Genomic DNA, 14,691 nt, shown 5'->3' with positions numbered 1-14,691 from the left:
TATTCTGCCCAAATAAGCAGCACATTCCGGACCGCCTGCGGCAAAATGACCGCAGAGAGTTTGGAGGAGATACTCACATGAAAATCGGTTGCCCCACCGAAATCAAACCCCAGGAATTCCGCGTCGGCATGACCCCGGACGCCGCCCGCGAAGCGGTCAACCACGGCCATGACGTCGTGATCCAGAAAGGCGCCGGCATGGGCGCCGGCTTCACCGACGAGGACTATGCCGCCGCCGGTGCCGTGATCCTGGACACTGCCGAGGAAATCTTTGCCACCGCCGACATGATCGTCAAGGTGAAGGAACCCCAGGCGGTTGAGCGCAAGATGCTGCGTGAAAACCAGCTGCTGTTCACCTATCTGCACCTGGCGCCCGATCCGGAGCAGACCCACGACCTGCTGGAAAGCGGTTGTACTGCAATTGCTTATGAGACCGTCACCGACGACCGCGGCGGCCTGCCGCTGCTGGCGCCGATGTCGGAAGTTGCCGGCCGTCTGGCCCCGCAGGTTGGCGCCTACACCCTGCAAAAGGCCAACGGCGGCCGCGGCGTGCTGATGGGCGGCGTGCCCGGTGTGGCCCCGGCCAAAGTGGTCGTGATCGGCGGCGGTGTTGTCGGCACCCACGCAGCCAAGGTGGCTGCAGGCATGGGCGCAGACGTCACCATCCTGGACCGCTCGCTGACCCGCCTGAAGTACCTGGACGATGTCTTTGGCCGCGAGTTCAAGAACCAGTACTCCACCGCCGGCGCCACCGCCGAGCTGGTCCGTGAAGCCGATATGGTGATCGGCGCGGTTCTGATCCCGGGTGCCGCAGCGCCGAAACTGGTGTCCCGCGCACAGCTGTCCGAAATGAAGCCGGGCGCGGTGCTGGTGGACGTCGCCATCGACCAGGGCGGCTGCTTCGAGACCTCCCGCGCCACCACCCACGCCGAGCCGATCTATGAAGTCGACGGCATCATGCACTACTGCGTGGCCAACATGCCGGGCGCCGTGGCACGCACCTCGACCCAGGCGCTGGGCAACGCCACCCTGCCCTTCATGCTGAACCTGGCAAACAAGGGCTGGCGCCAGGCCTGCGAGGACGATGCGCACCTGCTGAACGGCCTGAACGTGCACGCCGGCAAGCTGACCTACTACGCGGTCGGCGAGGCCCTGGGCCTCGACGTGCTGTCGCCGAAACTGGCGCTGAAGCAGTAATCTTCAAAGCACAGCCAAATCCATGCAAAAGCCCCGCCGGATTGGCGGGGCTTTTTTACAGCCGCCGGAAAATCCGCAAGCTGCCGTGCGGATCTTCCGGCCGCGTGCCTATCAGAAGATGAAGTCGCCCGGATCGAGATCGCTGATGTCCGTGTCTGTCAGCGTGACCGAGAACCGCTTGCCGGCAGAGATCACCGCATCATCGTCGGACTGCGACAGGTGATTGTTCACAAGGTCATTGTAGCTGACGATCTTGGACACTGCGCTGAGGTCGATTTTTTCCCGGCTGCTGCCCGCGTTGAAGTCCTTCACAACATCCTTGCCTGAGCTATTGGCAAACACGAAAACATCGTCACCCCTGCCACCGGAGAGCGTATCCTTGCCGCTGCCGCCAACCAGAATATCCGCACCGCGGCCGCCAACCAGTTTGTCATTGCCGCCGCCGCCGAACAGGTAATCGCTGCCACCGCCGCCATTCAGTTTGTCCCGGCCGCTTTCTCCCGACAGGATATCCTTGCCGCCCCGGCCATTGATCTGGTCGTTACCGCCCAGGCCATGAATGGATTCAGCGCTGCCCGATCCTCTCAGCACATTGGCCTCGTCATTGCCGGACCAGGATTCCAGCACCGCAAAGCTGTAGCTGCCGGTGCCGCGCTGATCGCCAGCGGAGTTTCCGACGAAGAAATGGAATTCATCATCATAGGTTGCGGTGAAGCTTTCCATCATCGTGTCGGATCTGGACGACAGGATGCTTTCCGGGGTGCTGCCGTAGTCCCAGTATTCTGCCCGCGCCTTGGACACGCCGTCTTGCAGCCCCGCGCCGGAGACAAACACGTCATAGGTTTGCCCGCCTCTCAGGTTGTAGGAGAACCCGTCCAGATCATCCTCGAAATCAACCGCGCTGCGGGTGAAATTCCCGACAGTGCCATCAGCGCTGCTGTCATAGCTGTCGGGCATGTCCGAATAGGCAGAGATGTCATAGGTTCCCGGACCACCGGAGTAGGAAGAAGCAGCGTTGCCTGCACGCAGGTAATGCACCCCGGTATAGGTGGCCTCGTAGTAGATGGTGGCAGAGGCATCATTGGTGCTGCTGTACGTCAGCTCATCGCCGTTCTGGCTGTGCACACCCAGCGCGGCCGAGGTGATCCCGGTCGCCGCGCCGTCGCTCGTCAGGCGGAAGGTATAGGTCTCACCCCGCTTCAGTTCGACCGCAAACCAGTCGCTGTCGCGCGAATGCTCGATGGTGCTGTTCTCGGTTTCGCCCATCGTCAGGCTTTCGCGCGTGCCGATGCCAGAGGCGATTTCCCGGATCAGCTCAATATTATAGCTGCCAGCCCCGCCGTTGTTGCGATAACTGTCGTCTCCTACCTGCGCGTAGTAAGTTCCCGCAGACGTTGTGGTGAGGGAAACAAGCGCAGACGCGCTGTCGGTGTCGGAATAGGAGATCTGGTCACCGTTTGTCTGCTTCAGCGCAAGGTAAGTCTCAGAGACGCTGGTCGCAGATCCGTCGCCTGTCAGTTTCACCACATAGCCGTAATTCGCTTCCAGCTCCATCCGGAACCAGTCTTCGTCCTTGCTGTATTCGATGGTACTGTTTTGAACCTCGCCCACATCCAGGCTTTCGCGGGTGCCAAGGCCGGTTGCGATTTCCCGGATCAGTTCGACGTTATAGCTGCCCGCTTCTCCGTAGTACCCCGCGTTATCATAACCAACCTGGGCGTAATAGGTCCCGGCCGATGTTGTCGTTGTCGAAACAATCGCAGTTGCGCTGCTGCTGTTCGAATAGGCGACCTGGTCGCCATTGGCCTGGTTCAGCACCAGATAGGCTTCGGAAATACTGGTCGCGGAGCCGTCCCCGGTCAGCTTCACCACATAGCCATAGTTCGCCTCCAGCTCCATCCGGAACCAGTCTTCGTCGTAGTTGTGCTCAAGCGTGCTGTTCTGGATCTCATCCACCAGCAGGGTTTCCCGGGTGCCAAGACCGGTTGCGATCTCGCGGATCAGTTCAACATTATAGCTGCCCGCTTCACCATAGTAGCGCGAACCATCATAACCGACCTGGGCAAAGTATGTGCCCGAAGAGATCGTTGTCGTATAGACAATCGCAGTTGAGTTCGAACTGTTGTGCGTCGCAATCTGGTCGCCGTTCGGATTTCTTAGCGTCAGATAGGCCTCCGAAATGCTCGTTGCCGTACCATCGCCGGTGACCCGGAACACATAGCCGTAATTTGCATCCAGCTGGGCGCGGATCCAATCCTCGTCGTAGTCACTGGACAGGACGCCGTGGAAATCTTCCGAAGTTGTAATTGCATAGGTGGTGCCTGCGCCGCCGGGCGCATCGAGCGTTTCCTGAATAGTCATCTTTAACCAATCCCTGGAGATCAAATCTTCTTGATTGATCGCGCACCCCAATGACGCGTTCAACGGGAAAGCAGCGAGAATCCACCACTTTTACGATAATTTTGCGTTCTAAAAACCTGATACCGCTTGTGCGTCCCATCGCTGTGCCGCGCCGCCAGTATAGCTGCCGGGCTTGCCCCGCCCCCCCTGCAGGTTGAGCCGCACGCACCGAATCTTTCCCCGCTGCGCGCTATTGCCACAGCCGCACGGTTGAAGGACATTCAAGCGCAGAACATCAGAGCGACAGGAACAGCGGAAATGGAACAAGTGATTGAACAGGCCGGCGCCTATTGGCCCCTGGTGGTGAGCGGCGCCAAGGCGCTGGTGGTGCTCGTGCTGGGCTGGATAGCCACCGGATGGATCAGCGGCGCGGTGCGCAGCCGTATCAACAAGACACCGCAAATCGACCCGACGCTGGGCAATTTCGCCGCCAGCGTGATCCGCTGGGTGCTGCTGGCCGTGGTGCTGGTTGCAATCCTCGGCATCTTCGGCATTCAGGCCACCAGCCTGGTCGCGATGCTGGGCGCCGCCACTCTGGCCATCGGCCTGGCGCTGCAGGGCACGCTCAGCGATCTGGCGGCGGGCTTTATGCTGATCCTGTTCCGCCCCTATAAGATCGGCCAGTATGTGGACATCGGCGGCACCGCCGGCACGGTGAAGGACGTGAACCTCTTCGTGACAGAGCTAGCCACCCCCGACAATGTGCAGATCATCGTGCCGAACGGCCAGGCCTGGGGCTCGATCATCACCAATTTCTCGCATCACGACACCCGCCGGGTCGATATGGTGTTCGGCATCGACTACGGCGACAGCGCCGAAGCGGCCAAGGCTATCATCCTGGAACAGGCAAATGCCGACACCCGGGTGCTGCAGGACCCGGAGCCCTGGGTCCGCGTGACCAACCTGGGCGACAGCTCAGTCGATCTGACTGCCCGGGTCTGGTGCCAGGCGGCTGATTACTGGGAAGTGAAATTCGCCCTGACCCAAGGGGTTAAGGAAGCCTTTGACGCCAAGGGCATTTCCATCCCCTACCCGCATTCGGTGGAAATCAAGAAAGCAGGCTGAGACGCTCCCGCCCGGCTTCGGCCCTGGCAGGCCTCATCCAGTTGGGCCCGGCGCCCCGCCTTTGGCGGGGCGTTTTCCTGTTGCGCCCTCAAGCGGTCACTCGGCCCGTGCCGCCTGCATGGCGCGGATCGCGGCGTTACGGGCGCGGGCCTCCCGCGCGCGGTGCTGCGCCGGGTTCTGCCGCCGCTCCGGCGGGCGCCCCGACACGACGGTCTGCCCGTCCAGCCCGGTAAAAGCCCATTGCGCGGCCAGCAGCTGATAGGTCTTGAGATCCCAGCCGGACTCATCCGCGACAAACCGCAGCCGCCAGGTGCCCCGCACCTTGAGCGGCAGCCGCAGGCGCCGGACCTGCAGCATGGCCTCATGCCCGTTCACAGCCGACCGCAGCCCCTGGGCCCGGACCTTCTTCATCACCTCCATCAGCGCCGCCGCGTCCCGGGTGCGGCGGCCGGCAAAGACCACTTCCACCTCTGCGTCCGGTTTCACAATGCCCTTCACCACCAGGTCGCCGCGGTTGTTGCGGCTGAAGACCGGCACCAGCTCCACCTCCACATCGCGCACTTCGCGCTTGAACAGGCCCTCGTCCTCGGACAGCTGGGTGATTTGCAAGGCAGGTCTGCGGCGGTTTGTCATGGTCTTTTCCTGGTGCCGCCGTTTCCGGAAAAGGCGAGCGGCATTCCAAATGTCGTGCGTATCGCCACCAGATAACCGCCGCCGTGTTAACGAACCGTTGCAAGGATCCCGAAAACGCAAATCCTGCGCAAACCGCCTACGCGCCTCACCTCTTTCAACCGGCAGGCCAACCCAGCAGCCTGGCGGGTCCGCCGCGCCCTGCGCGGCGCTACGCCCAACGGGCTAAGGCCTGCCAGGGCCGAAGCCGGGCGGGAGCATCCCGTTTCAGGTCCGCAGGATGCCCCGTTTCATCACCAGCGCCGGGCTGCCCCTGTAGAGCGCCTCCCCCACAGGCGCATAGCCCAGCTTGCGCGCCACCCTGTGCGACGCGGTATGGCTGGGATCAAAGATACAGGCGGTTTCCGCCCAGTCCGTCATCTCCGCCGCCCAATCGTGGATACGGCTAACCGCCTCTGTCGCAATCCCCTGCCCGTGCACTTCAGGTGCCAGCACCCAGCCCGCTTCCGGCACACCGGCCAGCGGCGGCTCCATGCTGCGCTGGTAGTCGGCAAAGCCCACCTCGCCGATGAACTGCCCGCTGTCCCGCAGGGTCACGGCCCAATAGCCATAGCCCAGCGCCTGCCAATGGCCGATGTAGCGCAGCAGCCGGGTCCAGCTTTCCTCTGGCGTCGACGGCGTGCCGGAGATGAACCGCACCACCTCCGGCTCCGCCCAAAGCGCCGCCACAACCCCGAAATCCTGCACCCGGTGCGGGCGCAGGATCAGCCGTTCTGTCTCCAGCGTGGGAGCGGTCATTCAGGCAGCTTGCCGGTCAGCACGTAGTTGAGGATTTCGACCACCTGGCGCGGCTCCTCTGCTACCGCGAGCGCGGCGGCATGCACCTCTTTCAAGGCGTGCTGATGCTCCGGCGGGCTCAGGACAATGATCGACTTGCCCAGCGCCGCGGCATAGCCCGCGTCAAAGGCCGCGTTCCACTGCTTGTACTTGTCGCCAAAGCGCACCACCACAACATCGGCATCCGCAATCCCCTTGCGGGTGCGGATCGCATTGACCATCGCGCCCTTGTGGTCGTGCCAGTACTTGTTCTCCTCAGCGCCCAGCACCGCCACGCCGCAGTCGTCGCTGGCGCCGTGATCCGTCACCGGCGCGCTGAAGCTCACCTCCAGCCCCTTGGCGCCTTCGATGATCTGTTCCCGCCAGTCGGTGTGGATCTCGCCTGAGAGATAAACATTCAATGCCACGTCTTGTCCTTTCCTGCGCCAGCTTCCGGGGCCGCGGCCAAGGCGGCCATGACCTCGTCATCGCTGGTTTGCGTAAAATCCCTGTAATGTGCGCCGACCGCCCAGAACTCCCTGGGGCTCAGCAAACAGACCAGAGTATCCACCAAGGGGCGCAGTTCGTCCACCGCTTCCGGCGGTGCAACCGGCACAGCCAGGATCACCCCGGCGGGCTTACGCTCCTGCAGCCAGAAATGCGCTGCCATGAATGTGGCGCCGGTGGCAATCCCGTCGTCCACCACAATCACCGTGCGCCCTTCCAGCACAATCGGGTCGCGTCCTTGCAGATAGCGGGCGCGGCGGGCGGCGTTCTCTTCCCGAGCCTGGGCGACCTGAGGGGCAAAATCTTCTGGCCTCATGCCCGTGGCCTTCAGCAGTGCGCCGTTGAATATGGGATTGCTGCCCTCGGCCAAAGCCCCTGCAGCCAGTTCCGGGTTGGAGGGCATGCCGATCTTGCGGATCAGGATCAGGTCCATGGGCGCGTGCAAGGCTTGCGCAACCGGCAGGGCCACAGGCGCACCGCCCCGCGGCAGCGCCAGCACCACAGGGTCTGTCATCGGCAGTTCAGCCAGTTCCTTGGCCAGCTGAAGTCCGGCAGACATCCGGTCTTCAAACATCTCAGCCTCCACCCCGTTACCTAGCGCGGAAGCCGCAAAGGCAAAATTCAGCGCCGCCGCGCCACCAGGTAGCGCCCGGGGGTATCGGCCGGGTAGTTGCCGGTCTCGATGATCTCAAACCCGGCCTTCTGCACTGCCTCCTCCAGCCTGCGTATGCCGATGAAGTCCACGTAGCTTGGCGCCTTGCCCGCCAGCCGCATCAGCGGAATGGCCGCCGAAAACAGCCAGTATTTCCAGCTGCCCCGCATCTCGCCCAAACAGGGGGTCTTGGAGATGAAAAGCCCGCCGGGCCGCAGCCGCTCGGCGACGCCGTCCAGAACCTCTGCCATGTCCGGCAGCAGGTGCAGCAGGTTATGCGCCAGCACCGCGTCAAACGGCCCCTCGGGCGCCTGCCCGGCGCTGCAGCATTGAAACTCGACATTGCCAGCACCTGCATCCCAGGCCCGCTCGCGGCCCACCTCCAGCATCGCCTCAGACAGATCGGTTGCGACGATCTTGGAGACATCGCGCGCCAGCTCAATGGCGGTGGAGCCGGTGCCGCAGCCCAGTTCCAGCACGGTATCATCCGCCTTGAGATAGGACCGCGTCCGTTCCAGCGCATAGCGGTAGGCGTCCATGTCGCGGATCTTGGACTTGGCGTATTTCGGGGCGATCTTGTTCCAAAAGCGGGCGTCGGCGGTCATCGCAGGTCTCCTTGGCTGGCCAAACCTTACCCATGCAAGAACCACAGATAAATTGCCGAAATCCGCAGTGTTGATATACGTATTTGCATAATGAGCCCCGATTGGAACCACATCCGCGCCTTCTTTGCCACCGCTGAAACAGGTTCTCTGTCAGCAGCAGCGCGCAAGCTTGGCCTCACCCAGCCGACATTGTCGCGCCAGGTGGCCGCACTGGAGGAGGAGCTGGGCGTACTGCTGTTTGAACGGCTGGGCCGGTCGCTGGCCCTGACCGAAGCGGGGCGGGAGCTGCTGGCCCACAGCCGCAGGATGGGCGAGGCCGCCGACAGGCTGGCCCTTGCCGCGACCGGCCAGGCTCAGACCATCGAAGGGCTGGTGCGCATCACCGCCAGCGACGGCATCTCGGCCCATATCCTGCCCGGGGTGCTGGAGCGGCTGCGCCAGCAGGCGCCGCGGCTGCGGATTGAGATTGTTGCCGCGGATGATATCCGCGACCTGCAGCGGCGCGAGGCCGATATCGCCGTCCGCCACGTCCGTCCGGAGCAGCCGGACCTGATCGCCCGCAAGATGCAGGACACCACCGCCCGCTTTTATGCCGCCCGCAGCTATCTGGAGCGCCGCGGAACCCCGCGCTGCCGCGCCGACCTCAGCACCCATGACTTCGTGTCCTTCGGCGATATTCCCCAGTTCCTCGGCTACATGGAACCGCTCGGCATCCGGCTGAGCGAAGACAACTTCCCTGTTGGTTCAACCAGCGGCCTGGCGGCTTGGGAACTGGTGCGGCAGGGGTTCGGCATCGTGCCGATGCTGGACGCCATCGCCCGCAAAAGCCCGGATGTTGAGCCGCTGGACCTGGAAGATCTGCCAACGCTGGAGTTCCCGTTGTGGCTGGCCACCCATCGCGAGCTGCATACCAGCCGCCGCATCCGCCTGGTGTTCGACATTCTGGCCGATTACCTGACTGGGCTGAAGATGCGGTTCTGAACCGCCGCCGCAAAGGAAAAAGGCGGCCCCGAAACCGGGAGCCGCCCAAAAGTTTTCCTCAAAACTTTTGCCAAGGCTTTTTCTCAAAAGCCTTGGGCCAGCCGTTACCCGCGCAGAGTGCCGCCGGTTGCCTTGGTCACTTTGGCAATGATCTTCTCGCTCACCGCCTCGATGTCCTTTTCCTTCAGAGTCTTGTCGCTGGGCTGCAGCCGCACGGTGATCGCCAGCGATTTCTTGCCCTCACCCAGGCTGCCGCCGATGAACTCGTCAAAGACTCGCACGTCTTCGATCAGCGCCTTGTCGGCACCCGCAGCAGCATTGACCAGGGTCAGTGCTTCGACGCTGTCATCCACCACAAAGGCAAAGTCCCGCTCCACCGCCTGCAGATCGCTGATTGCCAGCGCCGGGCGAGTGGCAGAGGATTTGCGCGGCAGCGGAATTTCATCCGGCCAGATGGTGAAGGCGACCGCGGCACCCTTGATGCCCATCTCTTTCAGAACCTTGGGATGCAGCTCACCAAAGACGCCCAGGGTCTTTTTCGGGCCCAGGCAAATGCGGCCGTGGCGGCCCGGGTGCCACCAGGCAGCGCCGTCGCGCAACACCTGCACCTTGGCCGGGGCGCCAATGGCAGCCAGAACCGCCTCAATGTCGGCCTTGGCGTCATAAAGATCCACCGCGCGCGAAGCGCCATGCACGTCCTTCGGCCCGGTGCGGCCCACCAAGAGGCCCGCAATCTGGTTCACCTGCTCGCCCGGCTCGCCGCCGGTGAAGGCAGGGCCTGCCTCAAACAGCGCCAGATCCATGTAGCCGCGCGCCTGGTTGCGGGCTGCGGCCTGCAGCAGGCCAGCCAGCAGATCGGGGCGCATATGCGACATTTCGGACGAGATCGGGTTGGCCAGCATGGTGGCATCATCGCCGCCGCCGAACAGCGCGGCGGAGGCCTTGTCGATAAAGCTGTAGCTCACCACCTCGTTGTAGCCGAGGCTGGCGCAGGTGCGGCGCGCCATCTGCTGGCGGCGCTGCTGCGGCGTCATCACCGGTTTCGGGATGCCATCGGTCAGGCGCGGCAGCGGCTTGCCCTGCAGCTTGGTCAGCGAGGCAATCCGCGCGACCTCTTCTACCAGATCAGCCTCGCCCTGCACGTCCGGACGCCAGCTCGGCACATGCGCCATGCTGCCCTCCAGGCGGAAGCCGAGGCGGGTCAGGGTCTGGCGCTGATCGCTTTCCGGGATCTCCATCCCCACCAGCGACTGCACCCGGTCGGCGTCCAGCTTGTAGGCGCGCGAATGATCCGGCACATCGCCCGCAATCACCACCTCCGACGGCTCGCCGCCGCAAAGGTCCAGGATCATCTGGGTCGCCCGGTGCAGGCCCTCGATGGTGTATTCAGGGTCGACGCCGCGCTCAAAGCGGTAGCGTGCGTCGGAGTTGATTTTCAGCGCCCGCCCCGCCATGGCAATCTGCACGTGATCCCAGAACGCGCTTTCCAGGAACACATCCACGGTTTCCTCGGTGCAGCCGGTCTCCTCGCCGCCCATGATGCCGCCGATGCTTTCGGGGCCGTTGGCGTCGGAAATCACCATCTGGCCCGCGCCGAAGGTGTATTCCTTCTCGTCCAGCGCCTTCAGCGTTTCGCCGCCCTGGGCACGGTGCACCCGCAGGTCGCCTGCGACCTTGGCCGCGTCGAACACATGCAGCGGGCGGTTCTGGTCGAAGGTGAAGTAGTTGGTGATGTCCACCAGCGCCGAAATCGGGCGCAAGCCGATCGCCTTCAGCCGGTCCTGCAGCCACTGCGGGCTGGGGCCGTTCTTCACGCTCTTGATCACCCGGCCCGCAAACAGCGGGCAACCGTCCAGCGTGTCGGCGTCGATGGTGACCTTGACCGGGCTTGCGAAATCGCCCGGGATCGCCTCAAACGCGCGGGTCTTGAGGGTGCCGAGGCCCCGTGCCGCCAGATCGCGGGCGATGCCATAGACGCCCAGCGCATCGGGGCGGTTCGGGGTGATCGCGATCTCGATCACCGGGTCGACCTTGGCCGGATCGTTCTCCGCCAGCCAATCGACAAAACTGTCGCCAACCTCGCCCGAGGGCAGCTCGATGATGCCGTCATGCTCTTCCGACAGCTCCAGCTCGCGCTCCGACGCCATCATGCCGAAGCTCTCAACGCCACGGATCTTGCCGACGCCAATGGTGATGTCGAGGCCGGGGATATACATGCCCGGCTTGCAGACCACCACGGTGATGCCTTCACGCGCGTTCGGCGCGCCGCAGATGATCTGCAGCTCGCCCTCGTCGGTGTCTACCTTGCAGACCCGCAGCTTGTCGGCGTCCGGGTGCTTCTCGGCGTGCTTCACATAGCCAAGCTTGAAGTCCTTCAGCGCGTCCGCCGGATTGACGACCCCTTCGACCTCAAGGCCCAGATCGGTCAGGGCATCAGTGATCTCTTCCACCGAGGCGTCGGTGTCGAGGTGGTCTTTCAGCCAGGAAAGCGTGAATTTCATCGGTCGGGGACCCCTTGGCAGACATGCGTGTTTGACCTGAGGCAATGGCAAAGAATGCGCCAAGGTTCAAGGGTCCGCTGCCCCCGTGGTCACGGATAGCTGGGAGTGCGCCCCAAAAGCTCATCCAATTGCCGCCCGATCCAGCCATGCGGGATGAAGTGACCGCCGGGATGGATGTCCAGAACCACCTGCCCCGCGCTGCAATCGCGCCACTCCTTGCGCGAGAGCGTTAGGAACTCCACCACTTGCCAGTCGCCGGTCCCGCGGCCCGCGCCGCAATTCAGCCGGGCGCGCCACAGCCCCATCGGCACGGTTTCGGCCCCAAGCCGGTCATTCGGAAAGGGCATAACCGTATCGCTCACCCCATGCACATGGCGCACCTCGCGCGGCGCCTCGGGGCAGGTCTCTCCCGGCGGAAACGCCCCGGCAATCCCCAGCAGCGCCGCCACGTGGTTGCCGCTCTGACAGGCATACCGCCAGGCCATGGCCGAGCCATAGGAGTAGCCAGAGACGTAAATCTTATCCATATCAACCGGGTAGCGCTTGGCCACATCCTCCAGCACCTGGTTGGCAAATTCCACGTCCTCCGTCTGGGCCGTCCAGAAGTCCCAGGTCTTGCGCCGCCCGTTCGGCGTCACCAACAGCACCCCGCGCCGCTTGGTCGAGGCCCCCACCCGGTCGCTCCGCTGCGCATTGACCCCGGTCCGCGCCCAGCCGTGGAAATGCAAGAGCACCGGCAGGGCTGAGACCCCGTCCCACCCCTCCGGCTCCATCACGTGATAGGAACGGTCTTCCAGCTGGCAGGCTGTCTCGCCATGGCAGTCAGAGGCCTGCCACGGCCCCATGGCGGCGGCGGAGGTGGCCCACAGAAGGGCGGCGGAAAAGGAAAAAACTGCTCGGATCATCTGCCCGAGCCTAGCCAAGGAGCCCCAAGTGTCACGTCACATGTTTGTGGGGCTGTGGGTGGACAAGCCGCGCCATCGCCTGACCGCGGGGAGGCGATCCGACAGGGATGTTTGGCAATTTATGCCGGCCACGTCCGTACGACCTCCAGCTGGTGCGCTTGGCTCCCCCAATCGCCTGCCCGTGCGGGCGGTCAGGCGATGGCGCGGCGGCCTCTCGGCCTTGTTCCGCGCTGTCGATCTAGTTCAACCGCTACTGAAATTCACAAAACATCGCGAAAAGAACCGTCAACTCGCAATTGTAGACGCAAAAATCTTCTCAAAATCACCACGCTCATCTTCGCTACGTTCGTTGCAGCTGCGAACAAATTCGTCTGCCTCCTCGCCCAGAAGCTGAGAAATATGGCGTTCTACAGTCGCCTTGCTTTCACTTGCCATTTGACACCGCGACAAGCAGCCTAACGCTTTCAGTCCGACTTCCTTGCTCAAGTTCCCGTTAAATACTGACAAATAAACAACGTCGGAAAAACCTGCGTAGGTAATATTGCTGGTATCGACACTCTTTAGTTCAGGCGCTTCTCCACACAGGAGCCTAATATACCGAAGCTCAACATCACGGTCCAGATATTGGCCTCCACCACCTCTTCGCCAGCCTTTCAACTTTAGAACAAACATAACTACCGCCGCGTAGCCCATAAGCAGCACAAAGGTATCAAATGGGGAATCTAAAAACCCTAAAAGGCCGTCAGCCTCGTCGGTCCGTTCAACAATTTTGTCCGACGAAAGACCGCGCGCGCGGATAGAAAGTACCCCTTCTTCGCCGCTAAGATCACCCTCAGCAAGAAAGGCAAATCGCACAGACTCGCTGGGGTTAAGCTCTCCTACTTGAACTGTAACTTCACTACCAGAAACAACATGCTCAGTTTTAACTCCAAAGGGAGTATCTAGTGTGAAGTCGGCAATATTATTGCCATCAAGCTTATAGTTTATTTCTACGCTCTCGACCTCGCTCGAACCTTCGTTACTTACGTCGATAAAATAAATTTGTTTGTCGGTATCTGCATTCAATACACCAGAAGACACCGTATCATAGGTTATCAATTGGCGCTTGGTAACCCAGTCGTACGCTATAGGAGCAAGTGTGAACACGCCACCGACGACAGCGGCGACGATGGCGGTAACAAGTGCATTTTGAGCAATACCCTTCAACTTAGGTTTACCTGCTCAAACCGCCATGCAGCGCCGGCATGTCGAGGCTCTGGAAGCCGTAGTGGCGCAGCCAGCGCAGGTCGCTGTCGAAGAAGGCGCGCAGGTCGGGGATGCCGTATTTCAGCATCGCCAGACGGTCGATGCCGATGCCGAAGGCAAAGCCCTGATAAATCTCCGGGTCGATACCGCCGGCCGCGATCACCTTGGGGTGCACCATGCCGGAGCCGAGGATTTCCATCCAGTCGTCGCCTTCGCCGATCTTCAGCGTGCCGTCTTCCCAGGAGCAGCGGATGTCAACTTCGGCGGACGGCTCGGTGAAGGGGAAATGCGAGGCGCGGAAGCGCAGCTCAACGTCGTCCACCTCAAAGAAGGATTTGACGAACTCCTCCAGCACCCACTTGAGGTTCGCCATCGAGATGTCCTTGTCCAGCGCCAGGCCTTCGACCTGGTGGAACATTGGCGTGTGGGTCTGGTCATAGTCGGCACGGTAGACACCGCCCGGGCAGATGATGCGCAGCGGCGCGCCCATCTTCTCCATCGAGCGGATCTGCACCGGCGAAGTATGGGTGCGCAGCACATGCGGCGGCCGGTCGTCGCCTTCGGCACGGTGCATATAGAACGTGTCCATCTCGGCGCGCGCCGGGTGGTGGCCGGGGATATTCAGCGCATCGAAGTTGTACCAGTCTGTATCGATCCGCGGCCCTTCGGCGACGGAGAAACCCAGCTCGGCAAAGATCGCGGTGATCTCTTCCTGCACCTGGCTGATCGGATGCAGCGAACCCTGGCGGGTGGGGCGCGACGGCAGAGTCACGTCCAGCCATTCGGTGCGCAGGCGTTCATCAAGTGCTGCATCTTCCAGGCCGGCCTTCTTGGCGGCCAGGGCCGAGTTGATCTCATCCTTCAGCGCGTTCAGCGCGGGGCCAGCCACCTGGCGCTCTTCCGGGGTCATCTTGCCCAGCTCGCGCATCTTCAGCGCCACTTCGCCCTTTTTGCCCACGGCAGCCACGCGGATCGCCTCCAGCGCGGCTTCATCCGCAGCATCCGCAATCTGACCCAGGTATTTGGCTTTAAGATCGTCCATGACGGCCCCTCGAATTGTGCTTGTGCCCTGCTACCACAAGGGCCGCTGAAAGCAAGAGGGCCAAGGCGGATGCGCTGCTGGGTGTGTTGCAGGCGGCAAAGGAGTTTCGGCAAGCATAGTCTTGGGCAAAGACAGGACTTGGCCAT

Annotated in this window: 13 protein-coding genes; 3 read left to right on the top strand and 10 right to left on the bottom strand. The window is 62.5% G+C overall.

All coding sequences use genetic code 11. The features are described from left to right. Positions 1-77: 77 nt before the first annotated feature. Positions 78-1,196: an alanine dehydrogenase gene (gene ald / locus ACXAEK_RS08975; RefSeq protein WP_475041299.1), complete on the top strand. Its 1,119-nt coding sequence runs from the start codon at positions 78-80 to the stop codon at positions 1,194-1,196. Between the two features lie 111 nt (positions 1,197-1,307). On the opposite strand, the gene ACXAEK_RS08970 is transcribed toward ald, so the two are convergent. Then, positions 1,308-3,557, bottom strand: coding sequence for a calcium-binding protein (locus tag ACXAEK_RS08970; protein WP_475041297.1), 2,250 nt, complete (start codon positions 3,555-3,557; stop codon positions 1,308-1,310). 297 nt (positions 3,558-3,854) lie between these two features. On the opposite strand from ACXAEK_RS08970, the gene ACXAEK_RS08965 reads away from it, so the two are divergent. Then, on the top strand, positions 3,855-4,661 hold the full coding sequence (locus tag ACXAEK_RS08965; RefSeq protein WP_475041296.1) for a mechanosensitive ion channel family protein: 807 nt from the start codon (positions 3,855-3,857) through the stop codon (positions 4,659-4,661). 96 nt (positions 4,662-4,757) lie between these two features. Here the strand turns inward: ACXAEK_RS08965 and ACXAEK_RS08960 are convergent, their stop codons facing one another. The 5 genes from ACXAEK_RS08960 to ACXAEK_RS08940 all read right to left on the bottom strand — a co-directional run bounded on the left by ACXAEK_RS08960 (position 4,758) and on the right by ACXAEK_RS08940 (position 7,871). Beyond that, the gene (locus ACXAEK_RS08960; protein WP_475041294.1) at positions 4,758-5,294 is read right to left on the bottom strand and encodes a hypothetical protein; all 537 of its coding nucleotides are present in this window, start codon (positions 5,292-5,294) and stop codon (positions 4,758-4,760) included. Between the two features lie 264 nt (positions 5,295-5,558). After that, positions 5,559-6,089 carry a GNAT family N-acetyltransferase gene (locus ACXAEK_RS08955; protein WP_475041293.1) on the bottom strand — a complete coding sequence of 177 codons (531 nt, stop codon included), beginning with the start codon at positions 6,087-6,089 and terminating at the stop codon, positions 5,559-5,561. After that, a complete protein-coding gene (locus ACXAEK_RS08950; RefSeq protein WP_475041291.1) occupies positions 6,086-6,535 on the bottom strand; it encodes a YtoQ family protein in 450 nt (149 codons plus the stop codon). Before ACXAEK_RS08950 ends, ACXAEK_RS08955 begins: the two co-directional genes overlap by 4 nt. Further along, a complete protein-coding gene (locus ACXAEK_RS08945; protein WP_475041289.1) occupies positions 6,526-7,188 on the bottom strand; it encodes a phosphoribosyltransferase in 663 nt (220 codons plus the stop codon). The genes ACXAEK_RS08950 and ACXAEK_RS08945 overlap by 10 nt, the downstream gene beginning before the upstream one ends. Before the next feature lie 47 nt (positions 7,189-7,235). Beyond that, positions 7,236-7,871, bottom strand: coding sequence for a class I SAM-dependent methyltransferase (locus tag ACXAEK_RS08940; RefSeq protein WP_475041288.1), 636 nt, complete (start codon positions 7,869-7,871; stop codon positions 7,236-7,238). Positions 7,872-7,958: 87 nt separating this feature from the next. Here ACXAEK_RS08940 and ACXAEK_RS08935 point away from each other — a divergent pair, with 87 nt between their 5' ends. Next, positions 7,959-8,852 (top strand): LysR family transcriptional regulator, encoded by an 894-nt coding sequence (locus tag ACXAEK_RS08935; protein WP_475045229.1) that lies wholly within the window; start codon positions 7,959-7,961, stop codon positions 8,850-8,852. Between the two features lie 104 nt (positions 8,853-8,956). On the opposite strand, the gene pheT is transcribed toward ACXAEK_RS08935, so the two are convergent. From pheT to pheS, 4 genes are all read right to left on the bottom strand, one after another. After that, entirely contained in the window at positions 8,957-11,353 is a 2,397-nt protein-coding gene (gene pheT / locus ACXAEK_RS08930) for a phenylalanine--tRNA ligase subunit beta (protein WP_475041286.1), read from the bottom strand. 89 nt (positions 11,354-11,442) lie between these two features. After that, positions 11,443-12,258, bottom strand: coding sequence for a CE1 family esterase (locus ACXAEK_RS08925; RefSeq protein ID WP_475041285.1), 816 nt, complete (start codon positions 12,256-12,258; stop codon positions 11,443-11,445). 285 nt (positions 12,259-12,543) lie between these two features. Then, positions 12,544-13,464, bottom strand: a complete 921-nt coding sequence (locus ACXAEK_RS08920; protein ID WP_475041284.1) for a hypothetical protein — start codon at positions 13,462-13,464, stop codon at positions 12,544-12,546. 7 nt (positions 13,465-13,471) lie between these two features. Next, positions 13,472-14,545, bottom strand: a complete 1,074-nt coding sequence (gene pheS / locus ACXAEK_RS08915; protein WP_475041282.1) for a phenylalanine--tRNA ligase subunit alpha — start codon at positions 14,543-14,545, stop codon at positions 13,472-13,474. Positions 14,546-14,691: the final 146 nt, after the last annotated feature.

This window comes from Leisingera sp. ABM4_101 (assembly GCF_056158725.1).
This window is presented reverse-complemented; position numbering and strand designations above follow the sequence as displayed.